This is a genomic window from Synechococcus sp. Lug-A (genome assembly GCF_024345655.1).
Classification (GTDB): domain Bacteria; phylum Cyanobacteriota; class Cyanobacteriia; order PCC-6307; family Cyanobiaceae; genus MW101C3.
In genome coordinates, this window is sequence record NZ_JAGQBN010000004.1 from 125,674 (window position 1) to 140,178 (window position 14,505).

At 67.3% G+C, this 14,505-nt stretch carries 12 protein-coding genes; 7 read left to right on the forward strand and 5 right to left on the reverse strand.

Features of this window, described 5'->3' with window-relative positions; genetic code table 11:
- The first annotated feature begins 135 nt into the window (after positions 1-135).
- From rpsJ to KBY86_RS04630, 3 genes are all read left to right on the forward strand, one after another.
- Positions 136-456: a 30S ribosomal protein S10 gene (gene rpsJ / locus KBY86_RS04620; RefSeq protein ID WP_094514372.1), complete on the forward strand. Its 321-nt coding sequence runs from the start codon at positions 136-138 to the stop codon at positions 454-456.
- A gap of 348 nt (positions 457-804) precedes the next feature.
- Complete coding sequence (locus tag KBY86_RS04625) at positions 805-1,476, forward strand: LON peptidase substrate-binding domain-containing protein (RefSeq protein WP_255140368.1); 672 nt, start codon at positions 805-807, stop codon at positions 1,474-1,476.
- A complete protein-coding gene (locus KBY86_RS04630) occupies positions 1,476-2,495 on the forward strand; it encodes a methyltransferase domain-containing protein (protein WP_255140369.1) in 1,020 nt (339 codons plus the stop codon). Before KBY86_RS04625 ends, KBY86_RS04630 begins: the two co-directional genes overlap by 1 nt.
- Here the strand turns inward: KBY86_RS04630 and pheA are convergent.
- Positions 2,455-3,309: a prephenate dehydratase gene (gene pheA / locus KBY86_RS04635; protein ID WP_255101338.1), complete on the reverse strand. Its 855-nt coding sequence runs from the start codon at positions 3,307-3,309 to the stop codon at positions 2,455-2,457. The two genes, KBY86_RS04630 and pheA, sit on opposite strands and share 41 nt — an antisense overlap.
- 58 nt (positions 3,310-3,367) lie before the next feature.
- On the opposite strand from pheA, the gene KBY86_RS04640 reads away from it, so the two are divergent.
- On the forward strand, positions 3,368-3,880 hold the full coding sequence (locus KBY86_RS04640) for a DUF1997 domain-containing protein (protein WP_094514383.1): 513 nt from the start codon (positions 3,368-3,370) through the stop codon (positions 3,878-3,880).
- Positions 3,881-4,024: 144 nt separating this feature from the next.
- Here KBY86_RS04640 and KBY86_RS04645 read toward each other — a convergent pair whose 3' ends face one another.
- From KBY86_RS04645 to KBY86_RS04655, 3 genes are all read right to left on the reverse strand, one after another.
- A complete protein-coding gene (locus KBY86_RS04645; RefSeq protein ID WP_255140370.1) occupies positions 4,025-4,693 on the reverse strand; it encodes a ribonuclease HII in 669 nt (222 codons plus the stop codon).
- A 29-nt stretch (positions 4,694-4,722) separates the two neighbouring features.
- A complete protein-coding gene (locus KBY86_RS04650) occupies positions 4,723-6,804 on the reverse strand; it encodes an Rne/Rng family ribonuclease (RefSeq protein ID WP_255101336.1) in 2,082 nt (693 codons plus the stop codon).
- 464 nt (positions 6,805-7,268) lie between these two features.
- Positions 7,269-10,016 (reverse strand): TIGR03960 family B12-binding radical SAM protein, encoded by a 2,748-nt coding sequence (locus KBY86_RS04655; RefSeq protein ID WP_255140371.1) that lies wholly within the window; start codon positions 10,014-10,016, stop codon positions 7,269-7,271.
- Positions 10,017-10,233: 217 nt separating this feature from the next.
- Between KBY86_RS04655 and KBY86_RS04660 the strand changes: the two genes are divergently transcribed.
- From KBY86_RS04660 to KBY86_RS04670, 3 genes are all read left to right on the forward strand, one after another.
- On the forward strand, positions 10,234-11,490 hold the full coding sequence (locus KBY86_RS04660) for an LL-diaminopimelate aminotransferase (RefSeq protein ID WP_255101334.1): 1,257 nt from the start codon (positions 10,234-10,236) through the stop codon (positions 11,488-11,490).
- A 71-nt stretch (positions 11,491-11,561) separates the two neighbouring features.
- On the forward strand, positions 11,562-11,888 hold the full coding sequence (gene clpS, locus KBY86_RS04665) for an ATP-dependent Clp protease adapter ClpS (protein ID WP_255101333.1): 327 nt from the start codon (positions 11,562-11,564) through the stop codon (positions 11,886-11,888).
- Positions 11,888-12,745, forward strand: coding sequence for a type II CAAX prenyl endopeptidase Rce1 family protein (locus KBY86_RS04670; RefSeq protein WP_315855834.1), 858 nt, complete (start codon positions 11,888-11,890; stop codon positions 12,743-12,745). The genes clpS and KBY86_RS04670 overlap by 1 nt, the downstream gene beginning before the upstream one ends.
- Positions 12,746-13,395: 650 nt before the next feature.
- On the opposite strand, the gene KBY86_RS04675 is transcribed toward KBY86_RS04670, so the two are convergent.
- Complete coding sequence (locus tag KBY86_RS04675; RefSeq protein ID WP_255101332.1) at positions 13,396-14,472, reverse strand: HlyD family efflux transporter periplasmic adaptor subunit; 1,077 nt, start codon at positions 14,470-14,472, stop codon at positions 13,396-13,398.
- Positions 14,473-14,505: the final 33 nt, after the last annotated feature.

Genomic DNA, 14,505 nt, shown 5'->3' on the forward strand with positions numbered 1-14,505 from the left:
AGGCTTCTCCCCCCTCGGCTTGCCCCTTCCGGCTTTCAGGCCACTCGCACCTCGGCAATTCAGGCTTCAAGCCTGATTCATCGTTTTCTGCACCGGCAGCGTTCTTGCTGGCGGATGCCTCACCCGCATTTCCCCATGTCCACCGCCATCGCTCAGCAGAAGATCCGCATCCGTCTCAAGGCGTTCGATCGCCGCATGCTGGATCTTTCCTGCGAAAAAATCATCGAAACCGCCGATCACACCGCCGCCACGGCTATCGGCCCCATCCCCCTGCCCACCAAGCGCAAGATCTACTGCGTGCTGCGCTCACCCCACGTGGACAAAGACTCCCGTGAGCACTTCGAAACCCGCACCCACCGCCGCATCATCGACATCTACAGCCCTTCCTCGAAAACGATCGACGCGTTGATGAAGCTTGATCTCCCGAGTGGCGTCGATATCGAAGTCAAGCTCTGAGCCGCATCGGCCCCGCCCCTGCACACGCTTGGCTGTTCGTGAATGGGGTGGCCCAGGCTGCCCCAGAATTCGCTTCCCCTTGCTGCTGCCTGCGCCCCATTGACGCCCCCGCCCGCTTCCCCGGCGGGCTTTGTTTTTTCTAGAATCGCTCCGTCAGGCTGCCCGGCGCTTCAGGAGCTGCCAGGGCCGGCGCAGCCAGCGCCAGCCCTTGCCGTGTTGTTTTCTTCGAACATCGAGGCAAAACACTCCTCGCTGCTTCTTTCTGGCAAAGCTACCCGGGCACCGGCCCTTTCAGGCCTTCTGCTCCCTTCCATCCGTTTTTCCAGCCCTTTCTCCACCCACCCATCCGTGACTGATCTGGCCGTGAGGGAACTCCCCCTATTCCCCCTGCCGGATGTGGTGCTGTTTCCGCAGGAAGTGCTGCCGCTGCATATCTTCGAGCCTCGCTACCGCATGCTCCTGCAAACGGTCCTGCAGACAGATCGCCGCTTCGGGGTGATCCGCTGGGACCCACAGGAAAAGAAGATGGCTTCTGTGGGCTGCTGCGCGGAAATCCTCCAGTGCCAGACCCAGGAAGACGATCGCAGCAACATCGTGACCATGGGGCAGCAGCGTTTCCGTGTGCTCGAAGTGGTGCGGGAGGCCCCGTTCCGGGTGGGCATGGTGAGCTGGATCGAAGACGAAACCGACGAGAGCCCGGAAACTCTCAACGCCTTGGCCGGCAACGTGACCCAGGCCCTGCGGGATGTGGTCGACCTCACGGGCAAGCTCGTGGGGCGGCCGAGCAGCCTGCCCAACGATCTGCCTGACCTGCCACGGGAGCTCTCGTTCTGGATCGGTTCCCATCTGGGCGGCCCCGTGGCCGATCACCAGCAGAGCCTGCTGGAGCTCACCGACACCGGCGAGCGGCTGCGTCAGGAATTCGCCCTGCTCGACCAGACCCGCCGCCAGCTTGCGGCCCGCACGGTCCTCAAGGACACCTTCAAGGATCTGGGTGAGCCCCCCAGGGATCCCTCCTGATGGCCGGCCTTCCCCTCCCCGCGCTGGCGGCTGTGGCTTCTGTGGCCGTGCTGGCGGGCGCCTTCGTGGTGTGGCAGCGGCGCAACCGCAGCTTCGAGAGCACTGCCACCGTGGCGGAGGCCTACGACCGCTGGACGGAAGACCGGCTGCTGGAGCGGCTGTGGGGCGATCATGTGCACCTCGGTCACTACGGCACCCCACCGCATCGGGCCGACTTCCGTGCCGCCAAGGTGGCCTTCGTGCACGAGTTGGTGCGCTGGAGTGGCCTGGATCAGCTGCCCCCTGGCTCCAGGCTGCTGGATGTGGGCTGCGGCATCGGTGGCAGCGCCAGGATCCTTGCCCGTGACTACGGCTTTGAAGTGCTGGGCATCAGCATCAGCCCGGCGCAGGTGGAGCGGGCCCGTCAGCTCACCCCAGCGGGCCTCAGCTGCCGGTTTGCAGTGATGGATGCCCTTGATCTCGACCTCCCGGATGGGGCCTTTGCTGCGGTGTGGAGTGTGGAGGCAGGGCCGCACATGCCCGACAAGCAGCGCTACGCCGATGAACTGCTGCGCGTGCTGGCTCCCGGTGGGCTGCTGGCGGTGGCCGACTGGAACCGCCGTGATCCCTCCGCCGGAGCGCTCAGCGCAGTGGAGCGCTGGGTGATGCGTCAGCTCCTGGATCAGTGGGCCCACCCGGAATTCGCGAGCATCCCCTCATTTCGCCGCAACCTGGAGCTGAGCGTCCATGCCGGCGGCGCTCACACCGACACCGACGACTGGACCCGCGCCACCCTGCCCTCCTGGATCGATTCGATCCTGGAAGGGGTTCGCCGGCCGGGCGCCGTGCTGGGGCTGGGTCCGGCCGCCGTGCTGCAGGGCATACGCGAAACCCCCACTCTGCTGCTGATGGACTGGGCCTTTCGCCATGGCCTGATGGCGTTCGGTGTCTTCCGCTGCCGCCGCGGGCCGGACACCACGCCCGCGGCGGCAGCCCTGGCTAACCAGCAGGCGAGCGCTCCTCCTCCGCGAGATTCGTGAGCGGATAGGCCCCGAACAGAGCCAGGTGCTGGCACAGCCCCCTGAGCTCTTCGATCGCCTGCTGGAGCGCCTCACCGGCCGCAGGCCGCTCAAGATCCACGAAGAACAGATACTCGCCCATCTCACGTTTGGACGGCCGCGACTCGATTCGGCTCATGTTCAGCTGGCGATGCGCGAAGCAACTGAGCGCCTCCAGCAGCGCACCCGGGCTGTTGGCATGCAGCGAAAACGCCAGGCTGCAATGGGTGCTGCCTTCGGCGGGACCCCCCTCTTTCTGCAACAGCAGGAAGCGGGTGCAGTTGCCAATCACGTCATTGACCGGATAGGCCAGCACCTCGAGCCCGTGCTCCCCTGCCGCCTGACGCGAGGCGATCGCTGCGCGGAAGCGGCTGCCTGCCACCAGCCGGGCGGCTTCGGCGGTGGAGCTGGTGGGCAGCTGCAGGGCATCGGGCAGGTGTTCCGCCAGCCACTGGCTGCACTGGGCCAGGGCCTGGGGATGGGAGAGCACCTCGCTCACCCGGTCGATCGGACCGCTGCCCAGCAGGGCATGGCGGATCGGCAGCACCAACGCCCGGCGGATCTGCAGGTCGGAGTGCTCCCAGAGCACATCAAGGCAGGCGGTGACGCCGCCCTCCACCGAATTCTCCACCGGAACCACGGCAGCACTGCAGCCACCGTCGGCGAGGGCCTTGACCACAGCACGAATGCTGCCCTGCGGGACGAATTCCGGATCCTGGAAGCCTTCCAGGGCAGCGAACTGGCGCGCCGCCTGTTCTCCGTAGGTGCCGGCGGGTCCGAGGAAGGCGAGACGCATGGGGGAAAGGGAGCGCAGACCGGTGGATAGGATCATCCTCCGCCGGCCTCCCCAGGCGATGTCTCTGGCCTTCAGCGCCAGCCAGCAGCTCACCTTGCCGGTTCACGGGCAGGCCGAGCAGCTGGCCGATTACCTCGATGACGAACAGCGGGTGATCCGGGCCTTGCTGGAACCGCGCCAGCTGACGCCGCTCAGTCCTGGCCACTACCAGTACGAAGTGAGCGGATTCAAGGTGTTCCAACTGCAGGTGCAGCCGGTGGTGCAGTTGCAGGCCCAACGGGAGCCGGGGCGGCTGGAGCTGGAAGCCCTCGATTGCCGCCTCGTGGGACTCGAAGCCGTGGACGACTTCGAGTTCACGCTCCAATCCTGGCTGGCGGTGAACGACGGCGGCCTGGAAGGCGAAGCCCTGCTGGGCGTGCGCGTGAGCCGCCCCACCGTGCTGGGGCTGATCCCGCCGCGCGTGCTGGAGGCCACCGGCCGGTCACTGCTCAGCGGCATCCTGCTGGGCATGCGCAAGCGGGTGGGGCAGAACCTGCTGAGTGATTTCAGCCAGTGGTGCGAAACCCGCTGAACCCGCTACCGGCAGCCATGGGCTTCGCAGAGACGGCAGGCAGTACGGCAGGCAGTGGTCAGTGGCCTTTTCCAGAGGCGATAGCGGTCTGCACAGAGGCGGCAGAGAGCTCACAGCTCACAGAAGAGGCCCGGGGCTGATCATTCAACGGAGCGGCGGCCAGTCGGTGCCGGCCAGCACCTTGCCCAGAAAGCAGGCCCGGTGCAGCGGCGTGGGCCCGAGCCTGCGCAGGGCCTGGCGATGCAACGCCGTGCCATAGCCGGCGTGCCGCTCCAGGCCATAGCCAGGGAAGCGGCCGGCCAACCGCTGGATCAGGCCATCGCGGGCCTGCTTGGCCACCACGCTGGCAGCGGCGATCGACAGGCAGTGGCTATCGCCTCGCACCAGGGTGATCTGTGGCCCGCTCCACAGGCGCAGCGGCAGCACCCCATCGACAATCACGAGGCGGGGCGGCGCTGCCAGCCGGTGCAGCGCTCGCAGCATGGCCAGTTCGGTGGCGCAGCGGATGCCGTGACGGTCGATCTCCTCAGCCGAGGCCTGGCCGAGCGCGCACTGCGCCGCCGCCTCCACGATCAAGGGCAGGAGCCGGCGGCGCTGCAACGGCCGCAGGGCCTTGCTGTCGGTGAGTCCGGCGGCTGCCAGAGGCGGCAGCGCGGATGCCGGCAACACCACGGCGGCGGCGAACACGGGCCCGAACAGGCTGCCCCGCCCAACCTCATCGATCCCTGCGCAGACACCGGGATCATGCTGGACATAGGGATCGGCTGGAAGCTGCGGCTCTGCTGCCGCTCCTCTACCAGGGTGGGCGCCCACGGGCCGTGGAGAGCGGGCAGGCGCTGGGCTCAGACCGCCGCCGAAGAACGGCGGCGGCGGCGGCGGGGCTCACCGGCCGGGTCGTCGGCAGGGGTTTCGGGGGCGGGATCTGGCTCGCTCTGAGCGGCCACAGCGGCAGCCGGGTGGTCGGTGATGCTCACGGCGGCGGGCGTGGCACGGCCGACGGTGCGGGTGATCGGCACCTGCAGCACCGTGGTTTCAATCACGGTGGTGTGGACTGCGGGAGAACGGTCGGTGTCGATCGGCAGCGGGGTGATTTCCACCATCACGGCATCACCGGGATCGCGGGTGGAACTCCAACGGTCTGTGCCGGTCTCTGCCGTTGAAACAACGACGGGGGCGGGAGCATCGCTGGGGTAGTCGGCAGCGGTGCGGGGGGCAGCGGCGCCATCGCCACCGCCACGGCCGCCACGGCGACGCCGCCGGGAGCCTGAGCCGGACAGCTGCTGACGAGCGGCGTCGAGCACCGCCTCCTCTGATTCGCCGGGGCGCACGACCCGGACGACCACGTTGTCGCCGGCAGGGGGCGACTCCAGCAGCAGGGCGGGGTTGAGGCCCATCCAGCCGTAGACGAATTCCTGGTCGTCGTCCATGGGGACAGCCACCAGCTCGGGGTCGTGGCGGCGGCTGACGCCTTCAGAAGCACTCAGCGGTGCTTCCACCACCCGGGGAGCGGCCGGCTCGTCGTCGATGGAGACGAGCACGGGGGTGACTTCGATCAGCTCATTGCCGCTGCGGCTACCGCGACCACCGCGTCCACCACGGCGGCGGCCACTGGGCTCGGGCGCGGAGGGGCTGGGCGCCTCGGCGCGGGCGGAGGCAGCGGAGCGCACCAGGCCGGTGACCGTGGCGAGGGGCTGGAGGGTGTCCTTGCCGGGGAGAACGGCCACGTGGCCGAGGCCACCGCAGCTGGGGCAGGCGCGACCGAACAGCTCGTAGATGTTCTGGCCCTGGCGTTTGCGGGTGAGTTCCACCAGACCAAGCTCGGTGAGCTGGGCGATCTGGGGTCGGGCGGCGTCGTCGCGCACGGCCGAAGTGAAATGCTCGAGCAGCATCAGCTGATCGCGGCGCGACTCCATGTCGATGAAGTCGATGATCACCACACCGCCGATGTTGCGCAGCTTCAGCTGACGCGCGATTTCAGCCGCCGCTTCGCAGTTGGTCCAGAGGACGGTTTCCCGTGCATTGGCGGAACGCGTGAAGGAACCGGAGTTCACATCGATGACAGTGAGCGCCTCGGTGGGCTCGATGATCACCGACCCGCCGGAGGGCAGATCGACGCGCGGCTTGAGGGCATCGCGGATTGCGGCGTTGATCTTGTGGTGCTCAAGGATGTCGGTGCTTTCGACATGGTGCTCCACCAGCAGATTGGCCTGATCGGCACCGAGGAAGGCGTTCACGCGGCCGACGGCCGCTTGGGTGTCAACCACCACGCGCTGCACCTCGGGGCTGTAGAGGTCGCGCAGCACCCGATGGACGAAGTCTTCGTCGCGGTTGAGCAGCGCCGGCGGGGTGGCCGTTTCCGCCGCTTCCTGGATGCCCTCCCACTGACGCAGCAAAGCTTCGAGATCATCGATCAGCAGCTCCTCGCTGATGCCTTCAGCTTCGGTGCGCACCAGCAGGCCGGCGCCGGGCGGCTTGATCAGCACACCCAGGGCCCGCAGACGGTTGCGCTCGCTCTCGGCACTGATCCGCCGGGAGATGTTGACCCCCTGGCCATGGGGCTGAAGCACCAGGTAGCGGCCAGGCAGCGTGAGATTGCCCGTGAGACGCGGCCCCTTGGTGCCGGTGGGCTCCTTCATCACCTGAACCAGCACCTTCTGGCGTGGCTCGAGCAGTTCAGTGATGCCGGCAGCACCCTTCCTGAGCCTCAGTGGGCCGAGGTCGGTGACATGAATGAAGCCATTTTTCTCGCTCTCTCCGATGTTGACAAACGCAGCATCAATGCCGGGGAGCACATTCTCGACGCGCCCGACGTAGACGTCGCCGATCTGGTAGCGACCCTGGGCAACGATCAGTTGATCGACGCGTTCGTCGTTGAGCACCGCGGCGATGCGCAGTTGCTCCGCAATGACGATCTGCTGGGGCATGGAGGAAAGAGGGTGGCTCGGAGAAGCCCTGCCATGGGATGGGGATTACCCCCTGAAGCAATGAAGCGATGAGCCGATCGTGCTGAGAAGCCGACCGTCTGCTGCATCAGCAGAATGAGACGGAAGAAAAAGCCTTTGAGGAGCAAGCTCTGGAGGTTCAGCCTCCGTTGACGCCCGAGCTGCCGGAACGGGAACGGACCGGTTGCTGCTGGGTGTGACTACGGCGAACACGCCGCAGGAGCGGGGGCCATAGACGATGCGGCTGTGGATCGAAAGCCACAGACGGATCTGCCGTCTGAGGTGAAATTAGCACGCGCCAACCCCAGGCCCTTCTGCCGCTGGATCTCGGCCCCGAGCCGTTCACCTTGGTTCGCAGGAGTGCATCGCTGCTGTGGCTCGCAGGAGGGGGTAGCCAGCGTGGCTGGCTGCTGTTGAGGGCGACCTGCCGCTGCAGGCCTTGGCCCTCAGGCCGGCGGCGCCAGGATCAGACGTTCACGCAGGCAGGGGCCCAGACGCAGGGGCTGGCCGAGCGCCTCCACCAGCCACTGGCGCACCTGATCGGGGCGGATGCTGCGGCCCTGGGCATCGATGCGGGCCTGCAGGCGGAGTGTCACTGACGCAGGGTCCGTGATGACACGAGAGGTTTTGTCAGCGCCCTGCGGCGCTGGCAGCAGCTCCAGCGTCATAAGGCAGGGGCGGCAGTCCCGCTCGCGGGGGCGGCCCTTCTTGTCGCTGTCCCGCCAGGGGAGGGTGGCGGACTGCAACAGATGCTCGATCGCCCGGTGCCAGTCGTCGGTGGACGGAGCCATCCCGGGCTCTGCGCCGGCGGCGACCTCCGGGAGCAATTGCAGGCTCCAGTGGGCCTCCGCCAGTTGCTGGGAAAGAGCCGGGCCCGCCAGGGGCACCTCCTGCACCGAGTGCAGGGAGAAACCCTGTGGAAGCTGGGCCTGCAGCCGCGCGAGCACCTCCTCCGGTGGACAGACCTGAGCGAACTCCAGATCGAGCCATTCACCTTCCGCCTCCACACCCAGCGGCAGCGCCAGGGCGAACTGCAGCCGGGGCAGGGGATGAAAACCGCCGCTGAAACTCACCGGCAGCTGGCTGCGGCGCAGGGCCCGCTCCAGCACGCGGGCCAGATCGAGATGGCTCAGCAGTGCCAGCGAGCCCCGCTTGCTGAAGCCGAAGCGCAGCCTTTGGATCCGTTCGCTGGCGGGGCTGCGCGGCGGCTGCGCCGCAGGGATCGGTGGAGGCGCCACCACCACGTTGTGGCCGAACTCCGGCCCACAGACGCCGCAACTGCTGCAACCCTCAAAGGAGCAGTCCGGCACCACCACTGCAGCGAGGGCCCGTTGCAGGTCTTCGGCCAGCCAGCGCTTGTCGACACCGGAATCCACGTGATCCCACGGCAGTGGCTGGGCGCAGAAGGCCTCCAGATCAGCGCCGCTCAAGGCACCGGTGGCCGTCCAGTCCCCCAGCTCCAGCGCCCGGTAGCGGCCGCCCAGTCCCTCGGCCTCAATCGCCCCGGTCCAGGCGGCGTGGGTGCGGTCGATCGTTTCGAACCAGGCATCCATGCCGGCTCCGGCCCGCCAGGCCGCCTCCAGCACCGGTGCCAGGCGCCGGTCGCCCCGGCCGATGAAATCCTCCATCGCCGACAGGCGCGAATCGGTGACATTGCACTTGATGCCCTTGAGCGTGCGCAGCTCCCGGCGCAGCAGCTCCTGGCGCCGCCGGAACTCCGCTGTGGACACGCTGTGCCACTGGAAGGGTGTGTGGGGCTTGGGCGTGAAGTTGCTGATCGTGAGATTTAGCTCCAGCCGCCCCAGATCGCGGCACTGCTGCTGCAAAGCGCGGCAGGTGTCGGCGATGCCGATCACATCGGCGTCGGTTTCCCCGGGCAGGCCGATCATGAAATAGAGCTTCACCTTGCGGTAGCCGTTCTCCATGGCGGTGCGGATGCCGCGCAGCAGCTCCGCGTCGGTCAGCCCCTTATTGACGATGTCGCGCAGGCGTTGGGTGCCGGCTTCCGGGGCGAAGGTGAGGCCCGCCTTGCGGGTGCCGCCCAGGATGTGAGCAATGTTCTGGTCGAAGCGGTCCACCCGCTGGCTGGGCAGCGTGAGGCTGACGTTGTGCTCGGAGAGGCGGTTGCGCAGCTCCACGCCCACCGCAGGCAGGGCGAGGTAATCGGAGCAGCTGAGCGACAGCAGGGAGAAATCGCTGTAGCCGGTGCGGGCCATGCCCTCCTCCACCGCTTCAATCACGGCCTCGGGTTCCACATCGCGGGCCGGACGGGTGAGCATGCCGGGCTGACAGAACCGGCAGCCCCGGGTGCAACCGCGGCGGATCTCGATCGTGAGCCGGTCGTGGACGGTTTCGATGTGGGGAACGAGGCCCATGCCGTAGTGGGGCATGGGGGTGGCCACCCGCCGCAACACGCGCGCCGGCAGCTCCGGCCGCAGCGGCTGAAGGGTGACACCATCGGGGCCCGGGGCATAGAGCGCCGGCACGTAGACGCCGGGCACCTGGGCCAGATCAGCCAGCAGCGCTGAGCGGCTCAGCCCGTCGGCCTTGGCCTCGGCCACCACCAGGCCAATCTCTGCCAGCAGTTCCTCGCCGTCGCCGAGGGCGAAGAAATCGAAGAAGGCGGCGAACGGTTCGGGATTGCTGGTGGCGGTGGGGCCGCCGGCGAAGATCAGGGGTGGGGCTGCCGGGTCGTTGAGCGGCAGGTCGCCCCGGTCGGCGGCCCGCAGTGGCAATCCCGCCAGATCCAGCATCTCGAGGATGTTGGTGGCGCCCAGCTCGTAGCTGAGGCTGAAGCCGAGGATGTCGAAGACGGCCAGGGCGCGGCGGCTTTCGACAGCGAACAGGGGTTGGCCCTGCTGGCGCAGGCGCTCGGCCAGGTCGGGCGCCGGCAGGTAGGCGCGATCGCAGAGCTGGCCTGGGATCGCATTGAGAATCGAATAGAGAATGATGTGGCCGAGGTTGCTGGCGCCCACCTCGTAGAGATCGGGATAGGTGAGACACCAGCGGGCACCGGCGCTGTCCCAGTCGCGCGGCAGCACGCCCCGTTCGTTGCCCAGGTAACGGGCGGGGCGGGCGATGGTGCTGTCCACCAGCTGGTCGAAAGCGACGCGCCCGTGAGGCAGCGGAGGGGTCGCGGCGATGGCGGTGGGCGTCGCGGCAGCAGCGGAACCACACGAAGTCGCCATGGTCATGGCTGAACGCTCAGCAGGCCGCAGGCTGATCGTAGGCAGCTGTCAAGGAGCGCCCGCAGCTAGCTGCTGGTGCGTGCGGGGCAGGGCTGGGCAAGCAAACGGGGCAACTGCAGCAGGGGCCTGTCGCAGCGGTGACCTGCGGCGTTGCACTCGTGCTGCTTCCAGCGCGTGCGGCGCCGTAGCAGGATGCCTGCCAGCGACATTGGCGGCGGCAGCAGTGGTTCAGGTCAACGGCAACTACCTCAAACTCAAGGCCGGGTATCTCTTTCCGGAGATTGCCAGGCGCGTGAAGGCCTTCGCAGCGGCCCATCCCGACGCCCCCCTGATCCGGCTCGGCATCGGCGATGTGACCGAACCGTTGCCTGCAGCCTGCCGCGAAGCGATGAAGGCCGCCATCGACGCCATGGGCACGGCGGAAGGCTTCCATGGCTACGGCCCGGAGCAGGGCTACCTGTGGCTGCGCGAAGCGATCGCCCGCCACGATTTCCAGGCCCGCGGCTGCGCGATCGATGCCGAGGAGATCTTTATCTCCGATGGCTCCAAGTGCGACAGCAGCAACATCCTCGACATCCTCGGCCCCGACAACCGCATCGCCGTCACCGACCCCGTCTATCCGGTGTATGTGGACAGCAATGTGATGGCGGGCCGCACCGGTGAGGCTGACGCCAGCGGCCGGTACGGCGGCCTCACCTACCTGCCGATCACGGCCGACAACGGCTTCATCGCCCCGCTGCCCGAGCAGCCGGTGGACCTGATCTACCTCTGCTTCCCCAACAACCCCACCGGCGCTGTGGCCACCAGGGCCCAGCTGCAGCAGTGGGTCGACCATGCCCGCGCCACGGGCGCCCTGATCCTGTTCGATGCTGCCTACGAGGCCTTCATCCAGGACCCCGAGCTGCCCCACTCCATCTATGAGATCGAGGGGGCCCGCGACTGCGCCATCGAGTTCCGCTCCTTCTCCAAGAACGCCGGCTTCACCGGCACGCGCTGCGCGCTCACCGTGGTGCCCCGCGGCTTGATGGGCACCACCGCCGCAGGAGAAGCGGTGGAGCTCTGGGGGCTGTGGAACCGGCGGCAGAGCACCAAGTTCAACGGCGTCAGCTACATCGTGCAGCGGGGCGCCGAAGCGGTGTACTCCGCCGCAGGGCAAGCCGAAGTGAAGGCTCTGGTGGCCTTCTACATGGAGAACGCGGCGATCATCCGCCGCGAGCTCGCGGCGGCCGGTCTGCAGGTGTATGGCGGCGAGCAGGCCCCCTACGTGTGGCTCAAGACCCCCGCCGGCCTCGATTCGTGGGCCTTCTTCGACCGTCTGCTGGAGGAGGCCAACGTGGTGGGCACCCCGGGCAGCGGTTTCGGCGCCGCAGGCGAGGGCTACTTCCGCCTTTCAGCCTTCAACAGCCGCGCCAACGTGGAGGAGGCGATGGCCCGCATCGCTCGCGCCTCCCTGGTGCCTGCTTCCGCCGGAGTTGCCTAAATTCGAACCTCACGTTTCTGGCTGCGCGCCGCTCGTCACCCCGTCCCCTTGCCGTTGTTCCTCCTTTGGCGATGACCCTTCCCCAGGCGGTTGAAACCCCCGGCCGATCACCCGGGGGTGCGGCGGTGATCGACAAGGAGGTGCAGCGGGTGCGCAAGCCCTCGCCGCGCTACCGGGTGCTGCTGCACAACGACCCTGTCAACTCGATGGAGTACGTGGTGTCCACCCTGCGGCAGGTGGTGCCCTCCCTGAGCGAGCAGGACGCCATCGCCGTGATGCTGGAAGCCCACAACACCGGCGTGGGGCTGGTGATCGTCTGCGATCTGGAGCCGGCGGAGTTCTACAGCGAAACCCTCAAGGGCAAGGGTCTCACCAGCACGATCGAACCGGAGGCGTAGTGGAGCCCCTGGCTCCCGCGCCGCTGACCACACCGGAACAGCAGAGCCGCCGGCCCCATGGCCTCGGCACCCTGCTCTACGTTCCTGTGCTCTACGGCGTGGGCTGGCTGACGGCGCGGCCACTGCAATGGCTGGCGCCGGGCCTGCGGCCTGATCAGATCGACCTGGCCGGGCTGGTGGTGGCCCTGCTGCTCCTGCTGTTCAGCCTGCCCTGGCGCCTGCGCCGCAGCTGGGGCGCCACCCATCCCTGGCGGCGGCTCGGGGTGGTGGCGACACCGCTGATGGCGGTGCGGGCGTTCCTGGGCGGACTGGCCAAGGCCGCCCTGCTGCTGGCACTGGTAGCCGCTGTGCTGCTGACCAGCGGACAGGCTGCGTGGCAGCTGGATCTGAAGGCCGGCGAGCTGCTCAACGCCCTGGCCCTGCTGCTGGGGGTGGGCTTCGCCGAGGAATTGCTGTTCCGCGGCTGGCTCTGGGGTGAGCTGTCCCTGCAGCTGAGCCGCCGCCGCGCCCTGCTGCTGCAGGCTGCGCTGTTCGCCCTGGTGCATCCCTGGTACCGGGCCGGCAACCCGGGAGCCATCGGACTGCTGGGCGGGCTGATCCTGCTGGGGCTGGCTCTGGCCCTGCAGCGACGCAGTGACGGGGGCGTGCTGTGGGGAGCGATCGGCCTGCATGGCGGCCTGGTGGGCGGCTGGTTCGTGCTCCAGACCGGGCTGCTGCAACTGGCGCCTGAGGCGCCGGCTTGGCTGGTGGGACCCGGGGGGGAGGTGCCCAATCCAATCGGAGGCCTGATCGGCTGGCTGGGGCTGGGGGCACTGCTGGCCTGGGGCTCCCTTACAGAGAGACGTGAACCGGGTTGATGGCGTGGTGGATACCGTTCCTGGATCACAACCGATCGCTTGTTTCCAGGATGAATCAATACCTCCAACCAAGCGAACCGCAGCGCAAGGATGGTCAGTCATCCAGCAATCATTCGCAAAGACATGTCCTTGAGCGCCCCGGTGAACATTTGAACCATGACTGACGACTGCTGCAGAAATGGAGAATGGTCGTCAGAAAGCTTTGTAGCCTTGATGGCTTTCCAGCAGGACATTGCCACTCCGTTGAAGCAGTCGCCCGATCGATTCATCACGGTTCCGTTCTTTTTTGTCCGGTTGACTCGCACTCCCCACCTCCATCCTCAATGATTTTCACCCTGCTGTCCGATGCACAGAGCGCCGGGGTCTGACAAGGACTCGATGCCGCTTCACTGGCCGACAGGGGGACGGGACTTCGGATAAAGATCCCGCCAAGACCTCCCAAGGGATCGATTATCAGATCCCTCCAAGACATGCCCGAGACCTGTCACCGGGTTGGCGATCAGCCGCCCCGGCGTTGCCGACGTGAGTGCAGAGACCGCCCTTGAGGTATCTGAGACCCCGCCCGGCGGGGTTGATATTTCTGCGGAGTTTCAAGCTCAGCTGAACATCATCTAAGCCTGGAGATTCGGAATTTGTCGCAAGATCGATCGTCAGGTGGGCAGCACGAATCTCCCCTTGCGCAGAACGAAGCGCAGCACCGTTTCCATTCTCGTGGTGATGTCCGCGGTGAAGTTCATTCCCAGACGCACGTCACAGCGTCTTGAGCCGGATCGCATCACCGTGGTGTGCGGCACCACGGTGACTTCGTATCCCGACGAGGTCCCTGCTGCTGATGGCGCTGGGGATTGAGGCGGTGCCTGCGCAGCCGCCGGCCTGATCACGTCTGGAGAAACAGACCGCACCGTTCCCCGCAGGGTGCCGAAATCGGGGAAAGGACAACCAGCAAGGCGAAGGTCCACCCGCTGACCTGGCTTCACGTTGTCGATATCTTCGGAGGCCACGGTCATCTTCGCCACCAGCCCCCTGCCGCTGGGGGCGATGCGAGCCAGCTCTTGGCCCTGCTGGACCACCTGCTGGGGGTTGAACAGCTGCATGGAGAAGAGCACTCCATCCACAGGCGCACGCACCAGGGTGATGCCCAGATCCCGGCTGACCTGGGCGCGTTCCCCGCTGTTGGCGGCGAACTCCTGGGCGAGCCTGGAGAGCTGGGCATTGTCGCGAAAGCGCACCTCCTCGACGGCGCGTCGGGCCTTGGCCAGGTCGGAGCTGGCCACCTCCAGGTTGGCGGCCTTCTCATCGAGCTGGAGCGGTGCGATCGCTCCGCTGTTCCTCAGCAGCTGGAAGCGGTTGAACTCCGCCTGGGCCAGCTGGAGGGCGGCCTGGGCCTTCTCCACCTGCAGCTCAGCACCCTGCACCGCCGCCCTGTTCTGGCTGCGCAGGGCCTCCAGTTCCCGTTCGAGGGCGCTGCGGCTGGAGGCCAGTTGCTCCCGCCTTCCCTCCAGGTCGGCGGGATCCAGCACCGCAATCACCTGGCCCCGACGCACGGTCTGATTGGCCCGGGCGTCGACGCTGCGCACCCGGCCGCTCAAAGGGGCATGGATGACACTGGTTTCTCCAGTGGGGCGAATCTGGCCGCTTCCACGCACCACCACCCGGTAGGGCCAGACCGCCATCAGGCCGACCGCGCTGACGAAGCTTCCCAGCATCACCAGACCGAGAAGCCTCACCCACGGCCGCACTGAAGGTAGAAACTCCTCGCT